The 26,281-nt window shown below is 53.0% G+C and carries 25 protein-coding genes and 1 CRISPR repeat array; of the genes, 17 read left to right on the forward strand and 8 right to left on the reverse strand.

Annotated features, from left to right (window positions below):
* The first annotated feature begins 93 nt into the window (after positions 1 to 93).
* The 9 genes from C7120_RS01100 to C7120_RS01140 all read left to right on the forward strand — a co-directional run bounded on the left by C7120_RS01100 (position 94) and on the right by C7120_RS01140 (position 9,999).
* Entirely contained in the window at positions 94 to 3,456 is a 3,363-nt protein-coding gene (locus C7120_RS01100) for a DUF2723 domain-containing protein (RefSeq protein WP_107620007.1), read from the forward strand.
* Positions 3,457 to 3,469: 13 nt separating this feature from the next.
* On the forward strand, positions 3,470 to 4,081 hold the full coding sequence (locus C7120_RS01105) for a polysaccharide deacetylase family protein (protein ID WP_107620008.1): 612 nt from the start codon (positions 3,470 to 3,472) through the stop codon (positions 4,079 to 4,081).
* A gap of 61 nt (positions 4,082 to 4,142) precedes the next feature.
* Complete coding sequence (locus tag C7120_RS01110) at positions 4,143 to 4,619, forward strand: DUF4112 domain-containing protein (RefSeq protein ID WP_107620009.1); 477 nt, start codon at positions 4,143 to 4,145, stop codon at positions 4,617 to 4,619.
* A gap of 114 nt (positions 4,620 to 4,733) precedes the next feature.
* Complete coding sequence (gene sucC, locus C7120_RS01115; RefSeq protein ID WP_107620010.1) at positions 4,734 to 5,873, forward strand: ADP-forming succinate--CoA ligase subunit beta; 1,140 nt, start codon at positions 4,734 to 4,736, stop codon at positions 5,871 to 5,873.
* Positions 5,874 to 5,911: 38 nt separating this feature from the next.
* A complete protein-coding gene (gene sucD / locus C7120_RS01120) occupies positions 5,912 to 6,784 on the forward strand; it encodes a succinate--CoA ligase subunit alpha (RefSeq protein ID WP_107620011.1) in 873 nt (290 codons plus the stop codon).
* Positions 6,785 to 7,246: 462 nt separating this feature from the next.
* The gene (locus C7120_RS01125; RefSeq protein ID WP_107620012.1) at positions 7,247 to 8,320 is read left to right on the forward strand and encodes an acyltransferase; all 1,074 of its coding nucleotides are present in this window, start codon (positions 7,247 to 7,249) and stop codon (positions 8,318 to 8,320) included.
* A 79-nt stretch (positions 8,321 to 8,399) separates the two neighbouring features.
* Complete coding sequence (locus tag C7120_RS01130; RefSeq protein WP_107620013.1) at positions 8,400 to 8,966, forward strand: NUDIX hydrolase; 567 nt, start codon at positions 8,400 to 8,402, stop codon at positions 8,964 to 8,966.
* A 181-nt stretch (positions 8,967 to 9,147) separates the two neighbouring features.
* Positions 9,148 to 9,636, forward strand: a complete 489-nt coding sequence (locus C7120_RS01135; RefSeq protein WP_107620014.1) for a hypothetical protein — start codon at positions 9,148 to 9,150, stop codon at positions 9,634 to 9,636.
* A gap of 27 nt (positions 9,637 to 9,663) precedes the next feature.
* The gene (locus tag C7120_RS01140; RefSeq protein ID WP_107620015.1) at positions 9,664 to 9,999 is read left to right on the forward strand and encodes an MmcQ/YjbR family DNA-binding protein; all 336 of its coding nucleotides are present in this window, start codon (positions 9,664 to 9,666) and stop codon (positions 9,997 to 9,999) included.
* Positions 10,000 to 10,179: 180 nt separating this feature from the next.
* A CRISPR array of direct repeats spans positions 10,180 to 11,200; the repeat unit is 36 nt; unit sequence GTTGCTATATATCTTCTTTCTACATCAAACCGCAAC.
* A gap of 90 nt (positions 11,201 to 11,290) precedes the next feature.
* On the opposite strand, the gene cas2 is transcribed toward C7120_RS01140, so the two are convergent.
* The 8 genes from cas2 to C7120_RS01180 form a co-directional block, all read right to left on the reverse strand.
* Positions 11,291 to 11,629, reverse strand: a complete 339-nt coding sequence (gene cas2 / locus C7120_RS01145; RefSeq protein WP_107620016.1) for a CRISPR-associated endonuclease Cas2 — start codon at positions 11,627 to 11,629, stop codon at positions 11,291 to 11,293.
* Entirely contained in the window at positions 11,626 to 12,513 is an 888-nt protein-coding gene (cas1, locus tag C7120_RS01150) for a type II CRISPR-associated endonuclease Cas1 (protein ID WP_107620017.1), read from the reverse strand. Before cas1 ends, cas2 begins: the two co-directional genes overlap by 4 nt.
* Before the next feature lie 3 nt (positions 12,514 to 12,516).
* On the reverse strand, positions 12,517 to 16,176 hold the full coding sequence (gene cas9 / locus C7120_RS01155) for a type II CRISPR RNA-guided endonuclease Cas9 (protein ID WP_107620018.1): 3,660 nt from the start codon (positions 16,174 to 16,176) through the stop codon (positions 12,517 to 12,519).
* Between the two features lie 623 nt (positions 16,177 to 16,799).
* A complete protein-coding gene (locus C7120_RS01160; RefSeq protein ID WP_107620019.1) occupies positions 16,800 to 17,645 on the reverse strand; it encodes a zinc ribbon domain-containing protein in 846 nt (281 codons plus the stop codon).
* Between the two features lie 3 nt (positions 17,646 to 17,648).
* Positions 17,649 to 18,437, reverse strand: a complete 789-nt coding sequence (locus C7120_RS01165) for a Nif3-like dinuclear metal center hexameric protein (protein ID WP_107620020.1) — start codon at positions 18,435 to 18,437, stop codon at positions 17,649 to 17,651.
* Between the two features lie 125 nt (positions 18,438 to 18,562).
* Positions 18,563 to 18,757: a hypothetical protein gene (locus C7120_RS01170; protein ID WP_107620021.1), complete on the reverse strand. Its 195-nt coding sequence runs from the start codon at positions 18,755 to 18,757 to the stop codon at positions 18,563 to 18,565.
* A complete protein-coding gene (locus tag C7120_RS01175; RefSeq protein ID WP_107620022.1) occupies positions 18,754 to 19,518 on the reverse strand; it encodes an ABC transporter permease in 765 nt (254 codons plus the stop codon). Before C7120_RS01175 ends, C7120_RS01170 begins: the two co-directional genes overlap by 4 nt.
* The gene (locus C7120_RS01180; protein ID WP_107620023.1) at positions 19,515 to 20,114 is read right to left on the reverse strand and encodes an ATP-binding cassette domain-containing protein; all 600 of its coding nucleotides are present in this window, start codon (positions 20,112 to 20,114) and stop codon (positions 19,515 to 19,517) included. The genes C7120_RS01175 and C7120_RS01180 overlap by 4 nt, the downstream gene beginning before the upstream one ends.
* A gap of 91 nt (positions 20,115 to 20,205) precedes the next feature.
* Between C7120_RS01180 and C7120_RS01185 the strand changes: the two genes are divergently transcribed.
* The 8 genes from C7120_RS01185 to ettA all read left to right on the forward strand — a co-directional run bounded on the left by C7120_RS01185 (position 20,206) and on the right by ettA (position 26,133).
* Positions 20,206 to 21,234 (forward strand): agmatine deiminase family protein, encoded by a 1,029-nt coding sequence (locus tag C7120_RS01185; RefSeq protein ID WP_107620024.1) that lies wholly within the window; start codon positions 20,206 to 20,208, stop codon positions 21,232 to 21,234.
* Between the two features lie 13 nt (positions 21,235 to 21,247).
* Positions 21,248 to 22,204 (forward strand): carbon-nitrogen hydrolase, encoded by a 957-nt coding sequence (locus tag C7120_RS01190; RefSeq protein WP_107620025.1) that lies wholly within the window; start codon positions 21,248 to 21,250, stop codon positions 22,202 to 22,204.
* Positions 22,205 to 22,353: 149 nt separating this feature from the next.
* Positions 22,354 to 22,803 (forward strand): cupin domain-containing protein, encoded by a 450-nt coding sequence (locus C7120_RS01195; RefSeq protein ID WP_107620026.1) that lies wholly within the window; start codon positions 22,354 to 22,356, stop codon positions 22,801 to 22,803.
* Between the two features lie 255 nt (positions 22,804 to 23,058).
* Positions 23,059 to 23,442, forward strand: coding sequence for a helix-turn-helix domain-containing protein (locus C7120_RS01200; RefSeq protein WP_107620027.1), 384 nt, complete (start codon positions 23,059 to 23,061; stop codon positions 23,440 to 23,442).
* Positions 23,426 to 23,557, forward strand: coding sequence for a hypothetical protein (locus C7120_RS14270; protein ID WP_255413131.1), 132 nt, complete (start codon positions 23,426 to 23,428; stop codon positions 23,555 to 23,557). Before C7120_RS01200 ends, C7120_RS14270 begins: the two co-directional genes overlap by 17 nt.
* Before the next feature lie 167 nt (positions 23,558 to 23,724).
* Entirely contained in the window at positions 23,725 to 23,967 is a 243-nt protein-coding gene (locus C7120_RS01210) for a hypothetical protein (RefSeq protein ID WP_233246992.1), read from the forward strand.
* On the forward strand, positions 23,964 to 24,239 hold the full coding sequence (locus C7120_RS01215) for a Txe/YoeB family addiction module toxin (RefSeq protein ID WP_107620028.1): 276 nt from the start codon (positions 23,964 to 23,966) through the stop codon (positions 24,237 to 24,239). Before C7120_RS01210 ends, C7120_RS01215 begins: the two co-directional genes overlap by 4 nt.
* 196 nt (positions 24,240 to 24,435) lie before the next feature.
* Positions 24,436 to 26,133: an energy-dependent translational throttle protein EttA gene (ettA, locus tag C7120_RS01220; protein ID WP_107620029.1), complete on the forward strand. Its 1,698-nt coding sequence runs from the start codon at positions 24,436 to 24,438 to the stop codon at positions 26,131 to 26,133.
* The last annotated feature ends 148 nt before the right edge of the window (positions 26,134 to 26,281 follow it).

Raw genomic sequence — 26,281 nt, forward strand, 5'->3', positions numbered from 1 at the left:
TTAATTTTGATTTTCTAATAGTTATTAGAGAGTTATTTCGGTGAAAAACATTAACTTTGCAAGGTATTTCGAAATATACATAATCAAAATAGAATGAAACAGTACAAATTAGTGGACAATGTGCTGGGATGGTTTGCGTTTGTCGTCGCGGCCATCGTATATTGTTCTACCATTGAGCCCACGGCATCGTTCTGGGACTGCCCGGAATTCATATCCACCGCTTTCAAGCTTGAGGTCGGACACCCCCCCGGGGCACCTTTCTTCATGCTTACGGGCAATCTGTTTTCGCAGTTCGTGAGCGATCCCTCGCAAGTGGCCCGCATGGTGAACACCATGAGCGCGCTCCTGAGCGCGACAACCATCATGTTCCTCTTCTGGAGCATCACCCATCTCACGCGTAAGCTGATCCTGAAAGACTGGGGCTCGCTCACTACGAGCAAGCTCATCACCATCGAGGCTTCCGGCTTGGTAGGCGCTCTGATCTACACTTTCAGCGACACCTTCTGGTTTTCTGCCGTCGAGGGCGAGGTCTATGCCTACTCCTCGGCCTTCACGGCCATCGTGTTCTGGCTCATCCTGAAATGGGAAGACCATGCCGACGAGCCTCACAGCGACCGCTGGCTGGTACTGATAGCTTATATGACCGGTCTGAGCATCGGCGTCCATTTGCTGAACCTGCTCTGCATTCCGGCCATCGTACTGGTGTTCGTCTACAAGAAATTCCCGAATGTGGAGCTCAAGGGGTCGCTGGTGGCATTGGTGATTTCGTTCGTCATCGTGGCTGCCGTGCTCTACGGCGTGGTGCCCGGCATCATCACGGTGGGCGGCTGGTTCGAGCTGTTCTTCGTCAACACGCTCGGCATGCCGTTCAATACGGGAGAGATAGTCTATATTTCCCTGCTCGTGGCCACCGTTATCTGGGCCATCTACGAGACCTATACCGACAGGAGCGAGAAGCGAGAGAACTTCGCGTTCCTGCTCTCCGTGGCCATGCTCGGCATCCCGTTCTACGGCTATGGATGGAAAGCCTTCATCACGGGAGTGGTGGTGCTCGTCATCCTATGGTTTGCCCTGAAGTATAACCACACCGTCAACAAGCGGAGGGAGCTCCTCGTCTCTGCCCGTGTGAAGAACACCATGCTGCTCTGCATGCTGATGCTGATGATCGGATACTCCAGCTATGCGCTCATCGTAATCCGCTCCTCGGCCAACCCCCCGATGGACCAGAACTCCCCGGAGGACATCTTCACCCTGGGCAACTACCTCAGCCGCGACCAGTACGGCGACCGTCCGCTGCTCTACGGACAGGCCTACGGCTCGCAGGTGAAGCTCAAGACCGAGGGCAACACATGCATCCCCGTCCTGGAGAAGGGCGCGCCCATCTATGCGCGCAAGGAGAAGAGCAGCAAGGACGAGCGAGACTCCTACTTCGTGGTGAACACCAAGGACAAGTATGTATATGCCCAGAACATGCTCTTCCCCCGCATGTACAGCAGCGCGCACGCACAAGCCTACAACGACTGGCTCGGCGGAATAGAAGGGCGCGATGTGCCCTATGACCGCTGCGGAGAGCCTATCACGGTAAAGATGCCCACTCAGATGGAGAATATCAAGTTCTTCCTGTCGTACCAGTGCAACTGGATGTACTGGCGATACTTCATGTGGAACTTCGCCGGCAGACAGAACGATATCCAAGGATCAGGTGAACTCGAGCACGGAAACTGGCTCACCGGCATCCCGTTCATCGACAACGCACGGCTGGGGAACCAGAATCTGCTCCCCCAGGAACTGAAGGACAACAAGGGCCACAATGTCTATTATTGCCTCCCGCTGCTGCTCGGACTGCTCGGACTCTTCTGGCAAGCCTTCCGCGGCCGCCGCGGAATCCGCCAGTTCTGGGTGGTATTCTTCCTGTTCTTCATGACAGGCCTTGCCATCGTCATCTATCTGAACCAGACTCCGATGCAGCCTCGTGAGCGCGACTATGCCTATGCCGGTTCGTTCTATGCTTTCGCCATCTGGTGCGGCATGGGTGTTGCGGCCATCGTCGACCAGCTGAAAAAGCGCCTGAAGACCGACAATGCCATCGTGGCTGTCGCCGTGGCCACGGCCTGCCTGCTGGTGCCCATACAGATGGCATCGCAGAACTGGGACGACCATGACCGCTCCGGGCGCTACACCTGCAGAGACTTCGGGCAGAACTATTTGATGACCCTTCAGGATCAAGGCAATCCTATCATATTTACCAACGGCGATAACGACACCTTCCCCCTGTGGTATAACATGGATGTAGAGGGCGTGCGCACTGACGCCCGCGTCTGCAACCTGAGCTATCTGCAGACCGACTGGTATATCGACCAGATGAAACGCCCAGCCTACGAGTCTCCCTCTGTGCCCATCTCGTGGCCCCGCCTCGACTATTGCACGGGCACCAACGAGTATGTGGAGGTCATCCCTTCGGCCAAGCAGCAGATTCTCGACTACTACAAGGAGCATCCCGAGGCCGCTCGAAAGCAGTTCGGCGACGATCCGTTCGAACTGAAGAATGTGATGAAATACTGGGTGCTGTCGAAGAAGAGCGACATGCACTGCATCCCCAGCGACACGCTCTATGTAACCATTGATAAGGATGCCGTCAGGAAAAGTGGCATGCTCATGGCCTCTGACACCATCCCCGACAAGATGGTGATCTCGCTGGCAGGAAAGCGCGCGCTGTATAAAGGCGACCTGATGATGCTCGAGATGATTGCCAACTGCAACTGGACTCGCCCGCTGTATGTGGCCATCACCGTGGGGAACGAGAACTTTATGAACCTTGGCGATAACTTCGTACAGGAGGGTCTGGCCAATCGCATCACCCCGTTCCGTACCAACACGGCAGGAGCCAAGCGCTTTGACACAACAAAAGTCTACAATAATGTGATGAATCGCTATAAGTGGGGAGGACTGGACGCAGGTAAGAACATCTACCTCGACGAGACCGTGCGCCGCATGTGCTATACCCACCGTCAGCTGATGGCCGACCTTGCTATGAACCTCATCCGAGAGAAGCAACCCGAAAAGGCCCGAAAGGTACTGGAAAAGGCAGAGAAAGTGTTGCCTCCAAGCCTCGTTCCGATGAAGTATATCGGAGGCGGAGCCGACCTTGCCCGTGCCTATGCCCTCGTGGGCGAGAAGGAAAAGGCCAAGAAGACCATACAGATCATGTGGAACGACGCCGCCCAGTACATGCGCTTCTACCTGAGTCTGTCGGGCAACAACTTCAGTCTCTCCCAGCAAGACTGCATGACCCAGATGTATATCATGCAGCAGCTGAACGAGATCACGAATATGACGGATAAGAATCTTGCCAAACGGCAGCTTGATGAAATGAGCCATTACTATGCCGCCTATCGCACGAAAGGAGGTATAGATCCTCAGGTCGAGACCGGCGAGCATACGCAATTTGAAGAATAAGAAACCATAGCCGATGTTCATAGAACAACCCTCGTTCTGGCTGCGCTGGCTCTATCCGGCAGCCACATGGCGGATGGACAAGAACGACCATTCGGTCTATCTCACTTTCGACGACGGACCGATACCGGAGTCTACACCCTTCATCCTCCAGACGCTGAGGGAGTTCAAGGCTAAGGGCACTTTCTTCATGGTCGGCGAGAATGTGCTCCGCTACCACGACCTCTATAATCAGATCGTGGCGGAAGGCCATCAAGTGGGCAACCACACCTTTAATCACCTCGGCTCGCTGAAGCATATGCCCATCACTTATGCGGCCAATGTCCACAAGGCCAACGAACTCATCCACGCCCATCTGTTCCGCCCGCCCCACGGATGGATGAAGCGAACGGTCTACTGGTGGATGAACCGTCACTACCGCATCATCATGTGGGACCTCGTAACGCGCGATTATTCCAAGTGGATGACTGCCGACGATGTGCTCGACAATGTGAAGAAGTATGCCCGCAACGGCTCCATCATCACCTTCCACGACTCACTGAAGAGCATCGACAAACTGCACTATGCGTTGCCCCAGGCCCTGAAGTGGCTCAAGGAACAGGGTTATGAATTCAAGATTTTCGACTGATAACGATAAGGCAGGGGCGCTTGTCCCCGGCCTTATCACTTCTGAGGTATCCTAACAGGCCATGACAAACGCAGAACGGAAGAAACGCTTGACCGAGAGTCGCCTGTATCTGTGCATGCAGAAGATTTCCACCTACCTCGACCGCTACTACCTCGATGCCATCACAGGATTAGTGCCCGGTGGCATCGGCGACGCGGCGACTGCGTTGTTTTCGCTCATCCATGTCTATTTCGCCTTGTTCCGGCTCCGCTCCGTGCCCCTCACCCTCGCCATCCTGAACAACACGCTCCGCGATGTCTTGCTCGGGCTCATTCCCTTTTATGTGGGCGATGTGCTCGACTTCTTCCATCGCGCCAACTCCAGAAACATGGCACTTATCGACGGATTCCTCAACGACGATCAGGCTATCATCCACAAAATCAACCGAAAGGCCCTGCAAAGCCTCGCCATGGTCATAGCCTTCGTACTCGCCATCTTCATCATGCTGTATGCCCTGATAAGGATAGCCTCCGCATTGGGCACCGTCATTTTCAGCTGACCAAGCCCCATATACCTATTTATATTATTTAAACTTACTTTTCTCCGGAATTCTTTCTTGTTTCAAAGAAATGTGTTATATTTGCATGGAATTCTACTAATTAATTAAGTTACTATGAAAGTTCATGAATATCAGGCAAAAGGTTTCTTTGCCCAGTATGGGTTACCGGTTGACAGGAGCATTCTCTGCCATTCCGTCGACGAGGCCGTGGAGGCTTACCGCAAGCTCGGTCTCGAAAAGGTAGTCGTCAAAGCACAGGTTCACACGGGTGGCCGCGGAAAGGCCGGAGGCGTGAAGCTCGCAGCCTCGGAGGACGAGGTTCGCCGGCACGCCGGCAACATCCTCGGGATGAATATCAAAGGCTTCACCGTCGACCGCATCCTCATCGGCGAAGCCGTGGACATCGCGTCGGAATACTATGTGAGCATCCTCGTAGACCGTCGCACGAAATCTCCCATCCTCATGCTCAGCCGCGAGGGCGGCATGGAAATAGAGAAGGTGGCCAAAGAGACCCCCGAGAAGATCATCAAGATTGCCATCGACCCCCTCGTGGGACTGCCTGTCTATAAGGCCCGAGAAGCCGCCTTCGCCCTGTTCGACGACATGGCGCAGGTGAAACAGGCCATCCCGCTGTTCCAAAATCTATACCGCCTCTTTGTGGAGAAGGATGCCTCGCTGGCGGAGATCAACCCGCTCATCGTGGACAAGAGCGGCGACTTGAAAGCCATCGACGCCAAGATGACCTTCGACAACAATGCCCTCTTCCGCCATCCGGATGTGGCCGAGCTCAACGAGCCCACCGAAGAAGAGAAAAAGGAGCTCTATGCCAAGGAGAAAGGATTCAGCTATGTGAACCTTGGCGGCAACATCGGGTGCATGGTCAATGGCGCAGGACTGGCCATGGCTACTATGGACATGATCAAGCTCTACGGCGGCGATCCTGCCAACTTCCTCGATATCGGCGGAAGCTCTAATCCCCAAAAGATCGTAGAAGCCATGAAGCTGCTCCTGAGCGACCGGCATGTGAAAGTGGTGCTCATCAACATCTTCGGGGGCATTACCCGTTGCGACGATGTGGCAAAAGGACTGATAGAAGCCTTCAAAGAACTCGACACCAGCATGCCCATCGTCATCCGCCTCACGGGCACCAACGAATCCGAGGGCCGCGCATTGCTGCAGGGCACCAAGTTCACCGTTGGCACCACCATGGCCGACGCCGGCCACAAGGCTGTGGAGATAGCCGCAAAGCTTTAAGGAAGAATATATCAAGAACCGTTTAAAATCCAGAAGAAATGAGTATTTTAGTCCATAAGAATACAAGAGTTATCGTACAGGGTATCACGGGGCGCGACGGCGGCTTCCATGCATCGAAGATGAAGGCCTACGGCACCCACATCGTGGGCGGCACCTCGCCGGGAAAAGCCGGACAGGAAGTAGACGGAATCCCCGTCTTCAACACCGTCAAGGACGCCGTGGCAGCCACGGGAGCCGACACCTCCATCATCTTCGTGCCGGCAGCCTTTGCCAAGGATGCCATGCTCGAGGCTGCCGATGGAGGCATCAAACTCATCGTCTGCATCACCGAAGGCGTGCCCGTAGAGGACGCCGTCTATGCTCACCGGTACATCCACGACAAGGGAGCCAACCTCATCGGGCCAAACTGTCCCGGGCTCATCACCCCTGAGGAATGCCTCGTGGGTATCATGCCCACGAACATCTTCAAGCGCGGAGGCACCGGAGTCATCAGCCGCAGCGGGACACTGACCTATGAGGTGGTCTACAACCTCACGCAAGCGGGGCTCGGACAGTCTACCGCCATCGGCGTGGGAGGCGATCCCGTGGTGGGCCTTTACTTCGAAGACCTGCTCCAGATGTTCCAGGACGACCCCGAGACCGACAGTATCGCCCTCATCGGTGAGATAGGCGGCGATGCCGAGGAGCGTGCGGCCCGCTTCATCAAAGAGCATGTAACGAAGCCCGTCGCCGTGTTCATCTCCGGCCGTCAGGCACCTCCGGGCAAGCAGATGGGCCATGCCGGAGCCATCATCTCAAGCACATCGGGCTCCGCTGAGGACAAGGTGGCTGCCTTCGAAGCCGTGGGCGTGCCTGTGGCCAAGGAAACCAGCGAGATTCCGGAACTGCTCAAGAAGCAGATGGGAAAGTAAGGCGAAAGCCCTTACATCCCTCTCCCCAACCTCTTCCCAATCCCTCCCAAAAGGGGAGAAAGGGACAGTCTCTTTTACCCCTTCTGCAGAGGGGGCAGTAAAAAGCCGTTAAAAGCGTTGCTTCTAACGGCTTTTTGCCTTTCTTTTAACCGTTAGAAGCCTTCCTTTTAACGGCCTTTTACTTTTCTTTTAACGGCCAGCCATCTCCCTCGCCTATAAAGGGGGTTGAGAAGAGAGATTTCTCCTCCCTCTCCTCTGGAGGAAGCTCGAGGAAAAACTTGTCGTATCGCAACACGGCGGAGGGCGGCGAAGGCATGCTTGCAAATCGCCCTCCATGCGCAAACAGAGGGATTCCAGAAGGCCCGAAAATTGCCTGTACAACTGTTAAAAACGACTTCCGGACACATCGCAAGGGCAATTCCTCACCAAAACATTGCCTGATATGAGGAAAAAAGGCTACCTTTGCCGAGAATATACATCAAGGATCGCTCCAACACGGACTCCTCAAACCAAGAACCATCTTACATGTCGAAAGAATACACGCAGATAATGAAAGGCATAGCCATCATGATGATGGTGTGGCTCCACCTGTTCAACAACATCTCCGCAGCGCAATATTACGCCGATCTCACCATTGGCACGAGACCTCTCGCATGGTTGCTTGCGGGAGCCTGCAACCCTGTAGGCATCTTCATCGCACTCGGAGGATATGGCTTATACTGTGTTTACCTCAAGGAAAAAGACGAGCACCATGTCTCGCGCATCATCAAGCTGTATGGACACTATTGGCTGATTACAGCCACTTTCATTGCCGTGGGATCCATAGGGGGGGGTATAACATATCTATCTGATTTACAGACTATTATATACAACATAACCGGATTGAGAACTACATGGAACGGCGAATGCTGGTTCTTGCTTCCCTATTCCATCCTATCTCTTTCCTATCCGATAATATTCAGAGTCATCGGTAGATGCCGGCCATGGCTTGTGGTCGGCGCAACATTCATTGGCTCGTTCCTCATGATGGCCCTGCTGCATTTCTATCACGCCACGATCTCGCCAAATCCACTATTGTTTCTACCGGTGGCGCTCGTCGAATTCCTGTTCTGCTTCTGCTGTGGAGCCCTCGCCAAAAAGTACGCTGTCATAGAGCGGTTCAATGGCTGGCTCCGGCGAAGTGGCATCGGCAACAAAAGCCTGCTTTCCATCCTTTGCGTCCTCATCCTCGTTCGCATCCTAATCCCCCACTCCTCGTGGGGAGGAATATTCTCACTGACACTATTGCTGTTGCTCTCCGCCATTAAATATCAAACATGGACAAGAACGGGACTGGCGTTCTTAGGAGCTCACTCCATGAACATCTGGATGATACACACATGGTTTTGCTACTATCTGTTCCACGACTTCTTCTACGGTTTTAACTATCCTATACTCATCTTTGCGGCCACATTGGGGGCTTCGATTCTGGCATCCATGCTTGTAAATGCCATCTTCGTCTTTGTGGAGAAACGACCACGAAAAAGGGTGAATTAGACTCCTTTCTCTTACCTTCACGATTTTTCAGCCTCTACTCTGCGGTTCTCTCCGCTTTTTTCCCTATCTTTGTCCAGATATGAAATTCGACGACGAAGACATGAAATGGAGGGTTCTCTCGAAAGAGGAACTTTTCCGGCGACCCTGGCTTACCGTGCGCCGCGACAAGGTGGAGCTGCCCGACGGCCGTGTCCACTCCGAATACTATGTGCTCCACTATCCCACCTGGGTTAATGTCATTGCCGAAACCGATGACGGCAGGCTCATCCTCGAACGCCAATACCGGCATGGACTCGGCATCATGTCGACCGAAATCTGCGCTGGGGTCGCTGAAAAAGGGGAGGAACCACTTGCGGCGGCCAAACGGGAGCTGCAAGAGGAGACAGGCTTCGGCGGAGGGGAATGGGAGCTTCTGATGAAGACCGCTCCCAACTCGGGAGCCATGGACAATCTCTGCTATTCCTATCTTGCCCGCGGGGTGAGACGGATTTCAGACCAACACCTCGACCACACCGAGGACATCAAAGTCCACTTCTTAGAGAAAGAGGAAGTGCTCCGCATGCTGAAAGCCGGCGAACTCCTTCAGGCTATGATGGTCGCACCGCTATGGAAGTACTTCTGCCTGTATACCGACCTGATAAAATAGGATTGTCATGAGAATCATCAAGATCATCACCATGTTGCCCCTCTACCTCAACATCACAACCACCGAGACACAGAGGGCCCTGTCCGACCTGTGGAAACTCAAACTGCGCATGTACTGGGGCAGGTAATCGGTCCCCTCCAAAGCGGAGACGAAACCAACAACGAAAAAGCATCATTGACATATGAAGAAGTTCATGAGATTCATCCTTATATTTCTACTGCTGTACCTGGCCGGTTCCCTGTGCCTCGATAGGTTTGTCTTTCCTAAAGACATCATCGGCACCTATTATGAAGTTCCTCTTCCCAACCACCATCAGTTGGAAGCATTCGATGTGAAATACGGATGCATCGTCGACACGGAAATTGACGAGACGATGGTGGACGAGATAGACTCCCTGCAGATAATCGGCAACTATGTAATCGGCTCCATCCCCAAATATACTGAAAGCGGAGCAAAAGGAATAAACTTCTTCGTCTACGATACCACGACCGACAAGACCACTCTCTATGAGACCTTGGAGCAACTAAGCAAGGCCGAGGCCATCCCAGAGATTTCGTTCACCACCACGATAGACTATTACTGGAAACATCGTCGACCAGCCGACATCTTCCTCGCCCTTGCCTGCGTCATGGTTTCCTTCGCATACTCCTCTTTCAGGAATCACAAATAGACACCCGCAGACTTTCCCCCTACGATCATGAACATAGAAGATTTGAGAAGTTTCTTCCTGTCTCTGTCCGGGAATGTCGTGGAGAAATTCCCCTTCCAGCAGTTCAAGACTGCGCGGAATGCGCTTGCTTTCTACACTGGCGGACACATCTTCTGCTATTCCGACATCAACGAACTGCGCCATGTTACCGTGAAATACCGCAAGGAAGATATGTCCGCATCACTGGAGGAGTACGACTGCCTGGAGCTTCCTTACTACGGTAACCTCAAATACTGGATAGGCACCGATGCCACACGGGCGGAGATGGCACTCCTTAAGCGGCTCATCACAGACTCCTTCCGTCTCACAGGAAAGAAGAAATGACACGACCGGAAGCGACTGACGATAAAAATCGCAAAGGTCTTTTTATCCACAATCTATTAGGAATGTATGGTTGCCAACAGCAAAGATCAAGTCTTAACCAATTCCGTTTTACTAATCAATAGTAAAGCAAATATCAGAATAAGTCTCGACTATTACAATTCAATTTACACTACTGCCGATGCTGCTATATATCTTCTTTCTACATCAAACCGCAACTTGATATAATAACTATTTATTTCAATCATGTTGCTATATATCCTCTTTCTACATCAAACCGCAACTTAGGAATGAATGCTTCTGCAACAAGTCTAGTTGCTATATATCCTCTTTCTACATCAAACCGCAACTTACTTCATGGAGATATTTATAACGATGAGGTTGCTATATATCCTCTTTCTACATCAAACCGCAACATTTGAAATTCTACTGCCTTTGCCATCTTGGTTGCTATATATCTTCTTTCTACATCAAACCGCAACTCGCAAACTGTTGTTACTAATTCTTCGGTTGTTGCTATATATCTTCTTTCTACATCAAACCGCAACCGCCCGAAAGGGTCGTGTGACCGCCTCTGAGTTGCTATATATCTTCTTTCTACATCAAACCGCAACGATAAGATGGCTCATATTTCCGGTCGTGCTGTTGCTATATATCTTCTTTCTACATCAAACCGCAACAATTCTGCTGCTAATCCGTATGAAGAGTATGTTGCTATATATCTTCTTTCTACATCAAACCGCAACCCCTCTTCCTCGTTCCAAAATGGATGTTTTGTTGCTATATATCTTCTTTCTACATCAAACCGCAACCAACGGCAGGCATTCGCTTGAGAGAGGCAGTTGCTATATATCTTCTTTCTACATCAAACCGCAACCCCGCAATCTTAATTACGAGTGAATACAAGTTGCTATATATCTTCTTTCTACATCAAACCGCAACTATAACCGCCTTAGTGGTGTTAGGTGGTAGGTTGCTATATATCTTCTTTCTACATCAAACCGCAACTGGTGCTTTGCTACATACGGATTAAATAAGTTGCTATATATCTTCTTTCTACATCAAACCGCAACATGCACGACTGGATTATGCGCGCAAGCGCAGTTGCTATATATCTTCTTTCTACATCAAACCGCAACTTTCGGTTTTTAAGGTTTTTGATGAAATTGTTGCTATATATCTTCTTTCTACATCAAACCGCAACATATATCTTCTATTCTTCTGCATATCAATCAATTAGGCAGTATTCTTTCAATATGAAGCGGCTATTCTGATGTTTCTTTCTACAAATTTATTAAAAAAATTCGAGCTGCATAGGCTGCGGCTCTTTTTTAACCTTTATTTCACCCCATATATTTATAATATTCGAATATTGCTTATCCGTTATTGTCAGAATGCTCACCATACCGCGCGAAGGCGTAAGCGATTTCACTCTTTTTATATGCACATGTGCACTCTCCAAAGAACCGCAATAGCGTATATAAACACTAAATTGATGCATGACAAAGCCATCTTTTTCCAATTCCGTACGGAACTTAGCCGATATATGCTTGTCCTTTTTAGTTACTGTCGGTAAATCGAACATGACAAACAACCACATAATATGATAACTATTCAACCGGTTCTCACTCATTTCAACACAGGTAGGCTTAAACTCTTTTGTTCTTTTGCTAAGCATTTGGCCAGTGATGCCATTGTCATCGACAGGCCGATGTCAAGGGGTCTCGTCGTCTTAGGAAAACAAGTATCGCTATACAGCACACGGATAAGCCGTCCCTTGGTCTCCTTATCCAGGTTTTCTTTACCATTCTCAAGAAGTTGGAAGACGATCTCGTCAACAAAAGGCCGATAGGGCTCCATCATATCATCGGCCAGAGGGAAAGCATTGCTCCGGTTATGGTGAAAGAGTCCCAATGCGGGAAAGAGTCCCGAGCTCATGACAGCCCTTGCCGTAGCAGCCCGCAACACCGTATACCCATAATTGAGCAAGGCGTTGACTCCCGGCAGATCGCGATTGCGGACAAAGCTCTTCCCGAACAATTCCTGGAAATAAATCCGCGCCGCGATACCCTCATTATTATTCGAATCGCCGGAAGCCACATTCTTGTAATAGGGTTTCAACTGCTCTCCGTTCTTACCATACTTGATTAGCAGGTTGCTTTGATTCCGTATCTTGGCCTCTACAACTTGCTTCCACAGGTTTTTCTTGAGAGGTTCCGTGGCGTTCATTTGGTTTTGAAGAACCTCTCCTTGGGTATTGTTGGTGTCTAAATTCTGCAACATGGAGGCAGGCATACCCTTTTCATTGCAGAACACTACCGCTATATTATTATCCGACAGGGCGTTCAGCAACGGTATCGTGATGGATACCAAGGCATTATCTATCATCACAAAGCCCAAATCCTCTATGGGAATCGTCCGCTTCTCATCGGGAAAGTCCTTCAGCCTGACAACCAACTGCCTGTCCTTCAGGGACAGCATGGCGGGATTCTGGAATACAACGCTTCGCTTCAACATAGGCTATATATTAATAGGTGTGATTTTCCCAAGCTCTGATATACGGAAGTCCTTGCCCTCGACAAGGGCTTTCAATTGAGTATGAAGCATTATGATTGCCGCTCGATGCTCTTCCCCGTTCTTATATGCACCATTTTTTGCCTTAACATCTTTTGAGGCTCTTGCTTCTTGATGGTATCGCAAGTTTATCACGGCATATTTGCTACCAGATATAGTCATCGACGACATGCCGGAAACCTTATAGAGCCGCTTGTCCAAATCCTTATAGTTCGCAAAGTCTATTTCGGCAGCCGTCTTCTCATAAAGCAGGACATGGGTACCAGTCTTTAACTTGCAATAAAGCGGGAAACCGTTTTTCGTACTTCTTTCAGGAACGATGTCTGGCCAGTCTCCCCTGTCCATACTCTGTTTATAATAATCGGCAGCTTCCAGATTATTCACGATCTCAAATTCGCGCTTCGGTTTTCCCTTCACCTCGCCCTCATAGATTGCCAACATATAGTTTAAGTCGTTCGCTACAAGGAACTGCTGCTTGTAGTCCTTCCGGGAAACATCTCTCTGCTTGCGGATATGCAACGGATTGGTTACCGAAGGCACAAACACCCTCACCTTGTTAATGCGGATGCCCTTCTCCTTATTCATATAGATGGGTTCTTTGATGGCTTCGGCAAACTTTTTGCCCGCAACGGCATCCTTCACGACTTGCTTAACGGTCTCGTCGACAATCTGATCAAGGTCTTTCTCACTGGTAAAGCTGCTCAACGGCTTGCGCACCACATAGCGAACCTTGCCCTCTCGCTCTATGGCCCCATAATAGGTATCGAGATGCAGACTGCCGCGAGCACTGTCGCCCGTGGCAAGAAACTTGCCGCGAGGTGTGCGCACCGTCTTCCGCGCATGTTTCTTCATGTTATCCGGAGTATCGTGAGCCACGAGCAAGCTTTGCTCTATGCCAAGCACATCTTCCGTGAAGGTAGGCCACGGCTTCGGAAACTGCGGCCGCTTTGCCCTACCCGCATCATAGGCCTCCTCTTCCCTGTAATAGCGTGCGCACTTATCATACTCCGCCTTACCAATACAAGCAATGGTGATGGCATCGATGCAATGATGGATATGGTTGTCGCGGCTCTTCTTCTCATACTGGCTCTGAAGTCCCCACATCTGCCGGAACTCGGCGGTAGACGAACCTTTCACCACATAGACATTGCTCTTGTTGCGGTCGCCTTTCTTATGAAAGAGCGATTTCAGATAGAGTCCGGCATACTTCGACACGAGTCCGATGCCCGCACCCTGCCTGCGGGAAAAGCCTTCCGGCTCTTCCGTCATGGTGAAACGCTCATATTTTCCCCGCCAGTAATCACGCTTCAGACGCAGCAAATGCTTTTTCTGGAGAATGCGGTCTTTCTGCGCCTTGTCCATGCCACCGTTGGTATGCAGCCGATCGATTTGCGCAGAGAGCTCCTCATACTTCTCCTTCCAAGGTTCCAGGCGAACGAGGATTTCATCGTGATTGGCCAATGCAGACGGCAGCTGCGCCTTCTTCTCCTCACGGTTGAAGCGACTCTCGCAAAGGGTGAGGTTCTCCATCGTACTTTCTCCACCCACGCTTCGCGGCACGGTGTGCTCAATGTCAAACTTGGGGTTCGCCCCTATGAAGTCGGCTATGCCTATCCGCTTTCCCGTATAGAGGCATATATGCTCCTGCTCCTCCCAGAACTGGAACTTCTGCACCTCCGCCTCGGTGGGCACGATATCCTTGCCCGTCTCTTCTTTATAAAGCTTCTTTATTTCTTCCTCATACTGCTTGTGCCGGTTCTCCAGTTCTTTGTTATAGCGCATGATGGACTGGCGCTTGTTGGAGTCGTTCAGTTCACGGGCATACTCGATATGCACTTCGGTGTTTTCATCGATTGTCCCGGCCTTGAGCAATGCGTTCACCACCTTCCTTAGCTCATGGAGCGAGCGCATGGCCATGGGGTTCCGCACGGAAGAGGTGCGCGGCGAGCCCAGCTGATAGACGCCCGCCTCATTTCTTCGGGCGTCCTGATAGGTCTCGATCATCGAGGGATGGTAGAGCCTCTCCGCCGCTCCGGGATCCAGACTGAAGTTGTCCTGCAGGAATCCCTTGATGCAAAAGTCCTTTGTGGCAAGGTCTTTATCCTCAAGATAGGTCTTCACATTCTCAAGGATGAAGTCCTTCTTCTCCTCCCACGCATACTCACCGACGATGGAGGGAATGTTCGCCATCGCCACGGCATGGGAGTAAATCATTCCCTCACGCAGGAAAGGCAGTATCTTGCGGATGGCCTTCAGGCTCAAGGAGGCGAAATTGTGCGTGAGCCGGATCTTCGAGAACTTCTCGGCCTTTTCGTCGTCGAGCTGCAGCTTGTCTTTCGCGAAAGCCACGAGATGCTCCTTGTCGGCAAACGAATAGAGCACATTCCATATATCATCGGCCATTTCCCGGGCGGTCTTCAGTGTCCCGTCCTTCCTCGTATTGAGCGTATAGGTCTCGGCAATGCCCTGGCGCCAGTCGTCGCCGAATACCTTTTTCAGTTGCGCCGTGGTCGGACAGTCCGCGACACCCTGCGTCATACGGAAGTTAAACTTATAGGGCTTGTTCCCCTTATCCCGCATATGCTGATAATTATTCTTGCCCGCAATGGCCTTGGCTATGTCTTCGAAATCGAAGTTCGACTTGCTCTTGCGATAGAAGAAATGGCCGATATACCGAATCTCGTCGGCATCCAGAGGGCGTGGAGAGAAGTCGTAAGGCCCCTGCACCCTCACCGAATTGAGGAAGCAGAGCCTCCTGAACTCCTCAAAGTCAGGATGGGAGTCGGCACAGCGGGGACAGCGAGGCTCGAAGGTGCATTTCCCCACGCCTTGCCGCTGCGACTTCAGCGGCCGCTGGAAATAGAGGGCACGCTCCAGTTCCTTCGTCAACTGCTCGTCAAGACCTTGTTTCCGGCAGATGGCATGGAACTCTCTCTTGTAATGCTCCTCACGGTCGGTATACCGGCTGCGCAGCCTGACACGGTTACCCTGCTCACTATAGAGCCTGAAGAAGTAGTCGCCCAGATATTCGCACCCAGCCGCCCTCATCTCGTCGGAAAGCCCCGTGATGGCATCTTTCACCTTGCCGGTCTCCTTCTCATCGGTCTGCTCAAGGCGATTACTCAAGAATCCGCGTCGCTGTGCCAGATGATAGAGTGCCCGACCAAGGATATACCGATCTCCGATATCATGCAAGTCGAGCTGCCTGTGGAGGCAGAGGTGGCGATAATAATAGGGATTCTTGTCCTCATTGTCGCTCGTGCGCTGCCAGAGCATGAAGTCGTCGTTTCTCGGATACCTCTTGTGCACATGCCACTCGTGCAGCTCCTCGTCGGAGAGGTGGGGACAGAGATTGTGGGCCACGAGCACCCGCAGCACCTCTATCTTGCGCAGACGGCGGCGGAAATATTGCCGGCGCAAGGCCCGATGGGCGGTGCGCTCGGCAGCCCTCGACGACTCGATGCCCTTCTCTATCTTCACGCCTTCCTGAAAGATAATTACTCCATGATCAACGAGCGCATACTCGCCACTCTCCTCATCACGGTCCACGACAGCCCATCCAAGGCTGTTCGTACCCGTATCCAATCCAAGAATCCGCTTCTTCATATTGAATATTATTTAAAGATTTACAAGAAAAAAGTTTGTCGTTTCAAATATTATGCCTATATTTGCACCATAAGATTTTCTACATCTTATCGCAATAAGGCTATATGCCGAAGGTTGTAAAACCTATGACCCTTCCTCGGAGGGGTTTTCTATTGTCGCAAATATACAGATTTTTATTTATATTTACAAAATATTCATGCGGTTTTTCCATTGTATGCCGGAAATCTTGTCTTTGGCGAGAGGATGCCCTCTGCGCAGACAGCAGTCGGAAGAGGCCGATTCCCAGATTGCGAGACGACCGGCTAACGGGAACCGCAGGCAGCGCAAGAAGCTGCTGCCGGAATCCTCAGCCACTCTCGCCCGTGGGATTACAAGCCGTGTGTAATCGTGTTACAAACGGTGTGTAATCGTGTTACAAGCAGCTTGTAATGCTGTTACAAGCAGCTTGTAAGATTGCAGACAACGGCCGATAGCGGCATGACCGGCCGTTGCCGCAGCCCCTGCCCACGGAAAAGAGCGGGAATGACAGGAGCCCACAAGACACGAAGAAGCCGGAACTAAGGTTCCGGCTTCTTGTTTTTCCTCGCAAGAGGATTTATAACGATTGGTTAAAAAGGTCGTCCTTATGCCTCGCCCGCATCCTCGTCGGACTCAGCTTTCTTGGCGGTCTTGCGCACGGCGCGCTTGCGCTTCGGTTTCTCCTCGGCAGTCTCCACAGGCTTGACGCCTGCCAGTTCCGGATCGATGAGGATGCGGCCACAATACTCGCAGACGAGGATTTTCTTATGCATCTTGACATCAAGCTGACGCTGGGGCGGAATCTTGTTGAAGCATCCGCCGCATGAGCCACGCTGCACCACGGTAAGCCCGAGGCCATTGCGGGCACCCTTGCGGATGCGCTTGAAGCTGCGGAGCAGTCCTGCCTCGATTTTCTCTTCCAGGTCGCGTGCCCTGTTCTTGAGCTTTTCTTCCTCGTCGCGGGTCTCCTGCATGATGTCGTCGAGCTCTGTGCGCTTCTCCTTGAGGGCAGCCTCACGGTCGGCGATGAGTGCCTGAGCCTCTTCCAGCTCCTTCTGCTTTTCCTCCACCCTCACGCCGGCCTCCTTGATTTTCTTGTTGCAGAGCTCCACTTCGAGGCTCTGAAACTCGATTTCCTTGCTCAGCGTGTCGTATTCACGATTATTCTTTACCTCCTCGAGCTGGGCTTTGTACCGGGCGATGCTGGCCTCGGCCGTTGCTATCTCGCCCTTTTTCTGGACTACCGCCACACGGAAATCTTCTATTTCGCCGTTGATTTTCTCAAGACGAGTGTTCAAACCAGCAAGCTCGTCCTCAAGGTCCTGCACCTCCAAGGGGAGCTCGCCGCGCAAGGCGCGCTTCTCGTCAATGGCGCTGAGATAGGTCTGCAACTGATAGAGAGCCTTCAGCTTCTCTTCTACTGTCAAGTCTGTAGGATTCTTTTTTGCCATAATTTAGAAATAAATTATCGGATTGGTGCATATCTCAGTGAGACAACATCTCACTCCCGGGCACCGTTCCTCTATGATTGATTGGAATATTTCGCCTGTATATTGCTCGCTCTGAAAGTGCCCGATGATGGCTATCTGTATCTCCTGCTCGTGGCCGAAGTAGTCGTGGTAGTGCATTTCGCCCGTAACGAAAGCATCCGCTCCTTGCCCTATGGCCTCCGGAAGGAGGAATGAGCCGGCACCGCCGCAAAGGGCCACTTTCCTGATGGGACGGCGCAGCAGCTCGTTGGCCTGCACGCACTCCACGCCGAAGGTACGCTTGATCATCAGGATAAAGTCGTCGGCAGCCATCGGATGGGGCAGCATGCCGATGACGCCCTCGCCTCCCTGCACGCCGTCGGCGACCTTCTCGGTGCCGAAGAACGCCAGTTCCTGAAGGTTCATCTTCTCGGCTATCTTATGGTTTACGCCTCCCTGGGCACTGTCCATGTTGGTATGCATGGAGACAATGACCACATTGTTCTTTATCGCCTTCATCACCGCACGCTGCACATAATCCTCACCCGTGATGCGGCGGAGCTTGTGGAAGATGAGTGGATGATGGGAAACGATGAGATTACAACCCTTCCCGACAGCCTCGTCGACAACGGCCTCGGTAACATCAAGACACAATAAAGCCCCTGAGACATCCGCATCTGTCAATCCGATTTGCAGGCCGGCATTATCAAAGTCTTCCTGCAAGGGCAGAGGCGCGAATCGTTCAAGGGCGCTAACCACTTCTTTTATTTTCACGCTAACATGAATTAATATGCAAAGATACGCATTTTATTCGGAACAGGAAAAGATTTCAAGGAAAATTAAGAGTTATTCCCCGAATTTCCTTCAAATTCTTCTTGGCAGCATGCCAACGGCGAGCTTTAGTGCCGGCGTTCGGAATAATCGGGGCTCCAGCTCTTCATATGGGCCTCTGCCTCCACTCTTTTCTCCGTGTTATCGACGAGAACCGGGAAGAAGTCGATGTCGCCAATCAGCGGCTTATGCGGCCTCCCGCCGGTGCAACTCGCGCGGAAATGCGGCGTCAGGAGCAGGGTGAGCGAATGCCCGAGCTTCATTTCCCGAGCTTCAATTTATCATATTCATCGAACGAATACCTGCGTGCGGCATAAAGGGTGATGAGCAGAGAACTCAGCGAGGTGGCAAACATCAGGATCACGATGAGCATCTGATAGGCCAGGGCCTCAAGGACGCCGATTCCCGTCAAGACCATCACCCAGAGGATGACCGGCGAAACGCCCACCACCATATAGCCCATCTGATGAATCCAAGGCAGCGTCGCTCGCTCAAGGGCACGGCGGAAGAAATGCTTCACGGCCTCGTCGTGAGTAGCTCCGTTACCCACGAGGTAATAGTAGAGCTGATTGTGATACTCGAGACCGGTGTAATAAGCCGACAGTGCCTTTGCGTTCGTCTCTATCATTCCTCCCGTCATCATTCCCAGGACGGGCACGAAATAACGGGCGTCAAAGGGATTCTGCAGCCCCATCACAAAGAAGAGGAAATAGAGACCGATAATGCTCACGCTCACGATGACGCCCACGGAGACCGGCACTATATAGTGCCAGTCCGCCAACCGCGACCGGCGCACTGTCATTCCCGAAGTTACGAAAACCATGAGAAGGAGCCAAAGGAGGTTTACGAACAGGCTGTTCCACTCCATGACAAAGTAGAGACAAAGCCCCGTCAATACTAAATAAGCCGCCATCTTGCCTGCGCCCGCAAGCACTTTCCTCAGGGTTTTCACCTGGAAGGCATAGAGTATGTAAAGCGGGAGAACAATAAGTGCCAGTCCCAAAAGGGTTCCGAATATGGTCATAGTCTGATGATTTTTTCAAAGTTCGTGGCCACCCGTTCGTCGCAGGTCGTTATCACGGCCGATACATGATGCTTGTTGAGCGTGGTGATATAGTCCATCCATCGGATGTTCCGCAGGTTGTCAATGAGCAAGATGCGCCGTTTCAGAATGCCCTCAGCGGCAAGCATCACGCCCTGAAGGCTCTCGGCGTCAAGGTTTCGGAGCTGCATGCTGTAGACTTCCGGCGCTAACCCAAGAAAGGAAAACTCTTTCACCATAGCCTCCCTGCTTACTTCCACGCCGCGATTTACACTCAGACTGAAAACATCCTCCAGCAGATCGCTCACCGTCTCGTAGGGCAGTTGCGGGGCGTCGGGCACAAAGGCCATCCAGCGACGGAAGTAAGGGGCCGAGAGGCGACTGAAACGCTCGCCGTCGAGGGTGAGGAATCCTCTTCCCACTGGCAGCAGTCCCTGCAGCGCAAGGAGCACGCTGGTCTTGCCGCTCCCCGCTGCTCCGAGCACGCAGAGGTTCTCGCCGGCGGTCAGCGCGAGGCTCACATGGTCGAGAATCACCTGTCCCCCATGCTCCAAATATACATCTTTCAGTTCAAGCATCGTGCTGTTTCCACTTCTTTTTGCAAAAATACAAATAAATATTTAAAGTTATAAGTTTTATTCATTATCTTTGCCTAAAATATTCCCGCAGATGAAAACAGAGTGTCCTTACCTGCCCGCAGAGTGGGCGCGGCAAAGCGGAGTGCAATTGACATGGCCTCACGCCGGGAGCGACTGGATGCCATATCTCGACGAAATCACGCACACCTATGTCGAGCTGGCCGCTGCCATCGCCGCCCGCGAGCCCTTGCTCGTCGTCGCCCCACACCCTGGGAAGGTGGAAACCTTGCTCCGCAGAAGCCTGGATGCAGAGATGCAGAGAAACATCAGCTACTTCGAGTGCGACACCGACGACACCTGGGCGCGCGACCATGCCTTCCTCACGCTGAAAGACAGCGACGAGCGCATCCTGCTCGACTTCAAGTTCAACGGATGGGGAGAGAAGTTCGCATGGGAGAAAGACAACGCTATCAACCGCAAACTCCATGCGGCGGGCATGGTGAAAGGAGACTATGAAGACCATGGCGACTTCGTGCTCGAGGGCGGGTCGATAGAGAGCGACGGCAAGGGCACTGTCTTCACCACCTCGCAATGCCTCATGGCACCGCGCCGCAACCAGCCGCTCACACAGGCAGACATAGAGAGCCGACTCAAGGACAGCCTCCGTGCCAAACGCATCGTGTGGCTCGATCACGGAAACCTGACCGGCGACGACACCGACGGGCACATCGACACCATCGTGCGTACGGCCCCCCACGACACCTTATTATATATAAGGTGTCATGACAAGGACAACCCCCAATATGCCGATTTCAAGGCGCTCGAAGACCAGCTGACGGCCCTGCGCACCCTGGAAGGCAAGCCCTATCGCCTGCTGCCGCTGCCCATGCCGGATCCCATAACCTTCGACGGCGAACAGCTACCTGCCACTTATGCCAACTTTCTGGTGATCAACGGGGCCGTCATCGTGCCCACCTACGACCAGCCCGATAACGACAAAGCTGCCTGCAAGACCATCCGGGAGGCTTTTCCCGACCGTAAAATCATCGGCATCGATGCCCGCATTATCATCCGACAACATGGGAGCATCCACTGCATCACCATGCAATATCCCCGATAAAACCGAAAACGACATGAACATATTGCGCATAGGACTGTTACAACAGCACAACACTGCCTCGCGGACCGACAACATGCGCCGGATCGCGGAAGGCATCTCCGACCTCGCCCGGCGTGGGGCGGAACTCATCATACTGCAGGAACTGCACAACGGGCTCTACTTCTGCCAGGAGGAAAGGGTAGACTATTTCGACCAGGCAGAACCCATTCCCGGGCCCTCCACCCAATTCTACGGTGAGTTAGCGAAGTCGCTCGGAGTGGTCATCGTTACCTCGCTCTTCGAGAAACGAGCCCCAGGACTCTATCACAACACAGCCGTAGTGATAGAAAAAGACGGTAGCATTGCCGGAAAATACCGCAAGATGCACATCCCCGACGATCCTGCCTATTACGAAAAATTCTACTTCACGCCCGGAGATCTCGGCTTCCACCCCATCGATACATCCGTAGGACGCCTCGGCGTGCTCGTCTGCTGGGATCAGTGGTACCCCGAGGCAGCACGCCTGATGGCCATGCAGGGAGCACAGCTGCTCATCTATCCCACCGCCATCGGATACGACAGCCACGACACCCCGGAAGAGCAACAGCGACAACGGGAAGCATGGACTACCGTGATGCGCGGCCATGCCGTGGCCAACGGACTGCCCGTAGTGGCCGTGAACCGCGTGGGATTCGAGACCGTGAGCGGCGAAGACAAACCCTATTCGCCCAAGGAGCCGGGCATCCGGTTCTGGGGAAGCAGCTTCGTAGCCGGTCCACAGGGCGAATGGTACCATCGCGCCTCGGAGAGCGAAGAGGAGAGCCCCGTCGTGGAGGTCGACCTCGACCATGGCGAGCAGGTGCGCCGATGGTGGCCTTTCCTGCGCGACCGCCGCATAGACAGCTACGGCGGCATCACCCGCAGGTTCCTCGACGAAGACTCATCAGCCCCCTCTCCCGCCCACAGGACCCCTGAAGACAGCACAGGTTAATCTGTGTTAATCCCGTAGGCAGCAGTCCGCCTTTCCGCCCAATTCCTACATTCGTGTAAGTAGCTTACGCAAAAGTATCCTCTTGCACAAGCCGTTTTTTCTGCCTATCTTTGCGTCCGTAAACATCAACAACCAAAAACATTAGGAATATGAAAGAGATCAAGACCCTCGCGGAGGGCAAGGAATTCAAGGCGGTAGATTTCGGAAAGTTTAGCGGACTGGGCGACTTCGCGTTGCCGCTGGGGCCCGGCGTGGAGCTGAAAGGCAAGGCATTCGGCGGTCAGGCCGTCGGCGCGAACGGCTCGGAGTTCTCGTTCCAGGTATTCGAGCCAGGCCAGGAGGGCGGCTTCTACCACACCCACAAGCGCCACGAAGAGCTCTACTTCTTCCTCAGCGGCACGGGCGAGTATCAGGTAGACGGCCGGAACATCCCCGTTAGTCAAGGAACAGTAATCAGGGTATCGCCCGCCGGCAAGCGCGCCGTGCGCAACAACGGAACGGAACCACTCGTGATGCTCTGCGTGCAGTATCGTGGCAACGCCTTCACGACAGAGGATGCTGCCGACGCCGACATCCTACAGGAAGAGGTGAAGTGGTAGGCAGATGACCTGAAAGCGGCTGACAGCCCGACAAAATCGGCGAAATCGTGGGACGAAATCGGCGAAATTGTCGCACGAAATCGCCGAAATCGTCAATCTCCCGACGGCTAAAAGACTCATAAGGGACGGCTTCCGAAAAAATCGGCGGTCGTCCCTGGTTTTCCAAGACACTCCCCTTGCCGTTTCCGAGAATTATCATTACCTTTGCAGAAGGCGTGAACGCATACATCCACAAGCCATAAAGACAACGACCACATGACAACTACCGCATCAAATTCCATCATCGACCCCATCTTTCCGGAGTGCCCCGTGCGCAACATCCTCGCACGCATAGCCGAGAAATGGGCCCTCCTCGTCCTCCTCACCCTCAACGGCAAGGAGCACGGCATGCGATTCAGCCAGCTGGCCAAGGCCATCCCCGACATCTCGCAACGCATGCTCACTGCCACCCTGCGCGCGCTCGAAGCCGACGGACTGGTGAGCCGCAAGGCCTATCCCGAGGTGCCGCCACGCGTGGAATACACCCTCACGGGGCGGGCCCTCACGCTCATACCGCTCGTCGGCACGCTCGTAGACTGGTCGCTCGAGAACTATAAAGACATCATTGAAGACCGGCAGAGGTTTGAAGAAAACAAGTAGAAAGCCCGCGCACGACCCCGAGTCGCCCCTGATGACGGGAGCCCTCAAACCCACCGACCTTATCCTCCCCCTGCGACAAGAGAGCTTCCTCGATAAGGAGCCACGCCTCTTCTGACCCCACCCCGTCGCCTACCGAAGTCCTCCCCGCCGCCCTGAGCGGGAGAAGCAAGCGTGCCGACATCACCCGAAGCTCCATCGGTATGCACTGTTAAAATAAGTCAAGCATTTGCATTTACGAGAAAAAATCAGTACGTTTGCAAAAGGAAACCAATGAAAGGATGAATGAATATGACCACCATGCAACTCAATGAAGAGCTTTTCCACCAACTTGCCATCATCGCCAAGGATGAAGGACTTATGCGAAAGGCTGTCAAGGCGCTGAAACGCATCGCCGGAAAAGAGACTCTCGAAACGCCTCGGATGAGTCGCGAGGAGTTTTTTGCACGCATCGAAAAGGCCTCGCAGGGTGAAAGCAGGTCGTTTGCCGATGTGAACGAGCTTAACAATTATGTGAGCTCTCTATGAGATTTGAGGTCAGATTCAAGCAGCAAGCACTCGAAGACTTAAAGTTATTGCAACGCAGCGAGCCGGCTGCCTATAAGAAAGCACTAAGGCTGATAGCCGAACTCTACGACCATCCTACCAACGGCACGGGGCATCCCGAACTGCTGCGAGGTGCTTCGACTGGCTGGTGGAGCCGCCGTATCACCCAGAAACACCGCTTGGTGTACAAGATTCATGATGCAGAAGTCATGGTAATGGTGCTTACGGCCTATGGCCATTACGACGACAAGTAGCAAGCAAGCATTCTTTTTTACCCGCATATAGAAGCTGCACCCGAAGTAAGTCCCTTTCCTTCTGACCCCACCCCATCGCCTACCGAAGTCCTCCCCGTCGCCCTGAGCGGGAGAAATCGCACTCTTTTGTTGGCCTATTGAACTTTTTTAGCTATATTTGCACAAACATCCGAAAAAGAAATCATTATTAACAGATATGGCAACAGTAGACGATAAGAAGATCATCTTCTCCATGGTGGGCGTGTCGAAGACAATTTCACAAAACCAGAAACAGATTCTGAAGAACATTTATCTCTCGTTCTTCTACGGAGCGAAAATAGGCATCATCGGCCTCAACGGCGCGGGCAAGTCTACGCTGATGAAGATTATAGCCGGCCTGGAACAGCCCACGCTGGGCGAGGTGGTATGGAGCCCGGGATACTCCGTGGGGTATTTGCCCCAGGATCCGCCGCTCGACGACGACAAGACGGTGAAGGAGAATGTGCAGGAAGGCGTGCGAAAGGTATACGACGCGCTGAAGGAATACGACGAAATCAACGCAAAGTTCGGCATGGAAGAGTACTACGGCGACCCCGACAAGATGGATATGCTCATGAAGCGACAGGCCGAAGTGCAAGACATCATCGACGCTACGGACGCATGGAACATGGATTCCAAGCTCGAGAGAGCCATGGCCGCCCTGCGCTGCCCACAGGGAGACGCCCCGGTGAAGAACCTCTCGGGAGGTGAGCGGAGGCGCGTGGCACTCTGCAAACTGCTCCTCCAGAAGCCCGACGTGCTGCTCCTCGACGAGCCTACCAACCACCTCGACGCCGAAAGCATCGACTGGCTGGAACAGCATCTGCAGCAGTATGAGGGCACGGTGATCGCCGTTACCCACGACCGCTACTTCCTCGACGATGTGAGCGAATGGATTCTCGAACTCGACCGGGGCGAAGGCATCCCATGGAAGGGTAACTACTCCTCGTGGCTCGAGCAGAAGACCAGTCGCATGGAGCAGGAGGAGAAGACGGTGTCGAAGCGCCGCAAGACCCTCGAACGAGAGCTGGAATGGGTGCGCATGGCTCCCAAGGCACGGCAGGCTAAGGGCAAGGCCCGCCTGAACTCCTATGAGCAGATGCTCAACGAGGAGCAGAAAGAGCGCGACGAGAAACTCGAAATCTTCATACCCAACGGTCCCCGGCTGGGCAACAAGGTCATCGAGGCGCAGCATGTGAACAAGGCCTTTGGCGAAAAAACGCTCTTCGGCGACCTCAATTTCAACCTGCCGCCCAACGGAATCGTGGGTGTGATAGGCCCCAATGGAGCCGGGAAGACCACCCTCTTCCGGCTCATCATGGGACTGGAGCAGCCCGATGGCGGCACCTTCGAGGTGGGCGAGACGGTGAAACTGGCCTATGTAGACCAGCAGCACAAGGATATAGACCCCGCGAAGAGCGTCTATGAGGTGGTATCGCAGGGTAATGAGACTTTCCGCATGGGAGGCCGCGATGTGAACTCCCGGGCCTACCTCGCACGCTTCAACTTCAGCGGAACCGACCAGAACAAGCTCTGCGGCGTGCTCTCCGGCGGCGAACGCAACCGCCTGCAGCTGGCTCTGGCCCTGAAGCAGGAAGGCAATGTGCTGCTGCTCGACGAGCCTACCAACGACATTGATGTCAACACGCTCCGCGCGCTGGAAGAAGGACTGGAGAGTTTCGCGGGCTGCGCCGTCGTCATCAGCCACGACCGATGGTTCCTCGACCGCATCTGCACCCACATCCTTGCCTTTGAGGGCGAAGGCGAAGTGGTCTATTTCGAGGGCGACTATTCGGAATACGAGATCAACAAGGCGCGCCGCCTCGGCAACGAGGACATCAGGAAGACCCGCTATCGCAAGCTGATGGAGGACTAAAGGGCGGACGCCGCCCCATCCTTCCCCTGCCGGGAGGAACACCGGAAGCCGCTTGCGACAGGATTACAAGCAGCGTGTAATAGGATTACAGGCAGCGTGTAACACGATTACACGCTGCCTGTAACATTTCTGTCGACTGCCCTCCGTC

This window comes from Prevotella sp. oral taxon 376 (assembly GCF_003043945.1).
Taxonomy (GTDB): Bacteria; Bacteroidota; Bacteroidia; order Bacteroidales; family Bacteroidaceae; genus Prevotella.